At 60.6% G+C, this 1,359-nt stretch carries 2 protein-coding genes; one reads left to right on the top strand and one right to left on the bottom strand.

Annotated features, from left to right (window positions below):
* Positions 1-14 precede the first annotated feature (14 nt).
* Positions 15-926 carry a cupin domain-containing protein gene (locus tag ACP7E0_RS34875; RefSeq protein ID WP_426131923.1) on the bottom strand — a complete coding sequence of 304 codons (912 nt, stop codon included), beginning with the start codon at positions 924-926 and terminating at the stop codon, positions 15-17.
* Between the two features lie 98 nt (positions 927-1,024).
* Here ACP7E0_RS34875 and ACP7E0_RS34870 point away from each other — a divergent pair.
* The coding region (locus tag ACP7E0_RS34870; RefSeq protein WP_426131921.1) for an SDR family NAD(P)-dependent oxidoreductase at positions 1,025-1,359 on the top strand (335 nt) is incomplete at its 3' end.

The following is a 1,359-nucleotide window of genomic DNA, read 5'->3' as shown; positions in this document are numbered from 1 at the left end:
GCGCGCCACTCACCTTAATCCCTCCGTGCAACTGCGATTTCTCGAGAATAGGCACCGGGCGGCATTCCCACATGCCGACTGAACGCGACGCTGAAGGCGCTTGCGGAGCCATAGCCGACGCGTTGCGCAATCTCCGCCGTGGCAACATCCGTGCGAAGGAATTCCTTCGCCAGCGCCATGCGCCAGCCGGTCGCGTATTCCATCGGGGCTACGCCAACCTCCCTTCGGAAACGATCGAAGAAGGTCGAACGGGACATGGCGGCATCCCGCGCGAGTGTTTCCACCGTCATGCTGCGGCCGGGGTCCGCGTGAATCCGGCGCAAGGTCGGCGCCAGCAGCGGATCGGCCATACCGCGCAGGAGACCGGGCGGAGCCGCCGCAGCGCTTGCAGTTGAACGCAACGCTTCGATCAACAGCACCTCCAGCAACCGGTGAAGCACCATCTCACGGGCGGTACGGTCGGCTCTCGTTTCGTCGTTTATCATCCCGACCAACATCATCAGCCGCCCTTCGCCTTGGACATGGATGACCTCCGGTAGCAACGAGACAAGAAGAGCCTTGTCATCCGAGCCAAAGGCACAATGACCAACCATCGCCTTGATCTCGGCGGGGGCTTCTGGGTCTCCGAGCCGGAAGACACCCGGGCTGGTCTCAAGACGCTGGGCAAGCGCTCCGCGGGGCGGCGGTTCCAGGCTGCTCATCGTGAACGAGAAGATTTCTGGAACCAGCACGAAGTCGCCAGCCGTCAAAAGCATCGGCTCACGACCGATGATCGTCATCCGGCAATGGCCTTCGACCACGGCGCAATAAAAGGGACTTCCCAGTTCCGTGCGCTCGACGAGCCACTGACCGCCGCCCGTCACCAACTTTGAGATCGACGGGCTTGGCTTGAGCAGGGAAACGACTTCGGCGACTGGATCGGTCATGGTTTCGGACTCGTGCTAAATAATATCGGACGATCAAATATAGCAAGTCCGAGTTGGCTGGTCCATCTCTTGGCAAGTTAATCGTCAGGAGACAGAACATGCCAAACATCCTCATCACCGGTTGCTCATCCGGCTTCGGTCTCGCCATCGCGCAAACATTTGTGACGGCAGGATGGGACGTGGTCGCGACCATGCGCACTCCGCAGACCGATCTGATACCCCATAGCGGAAAGCTCAAGATCCTGGCGCTGGACGTGACCAGCGCGGACAGCATCACGAAGGCGGTCGAAGCGGCGGGGCCGATCGATGCTCTGGTCAACAATGCCGGCGTCGGCATGCTCAATGTCCTGGAAGGCACGGAGATGTCGAAAATCCGCGAGCTGTTTGAGACGAACGTGTTCGGCGCAATGGCGATGACCAAAGCCGTTCTTCC

Origin of the sequence: Pararhizobium sp. PWRC1-1 (assembly GCF_049897905.1) — a bacterium.
Classification (GTDB): Bacteria; Pseudomonadota; Alphaproteobacteria; order Rhizobiales; family Rhizobiaceae; genus Pararhizobium.
Note: the sequence above shows the minus strand (reverse complement) of the source record. Positions and strands in the feature narration are given on the sequence as shown.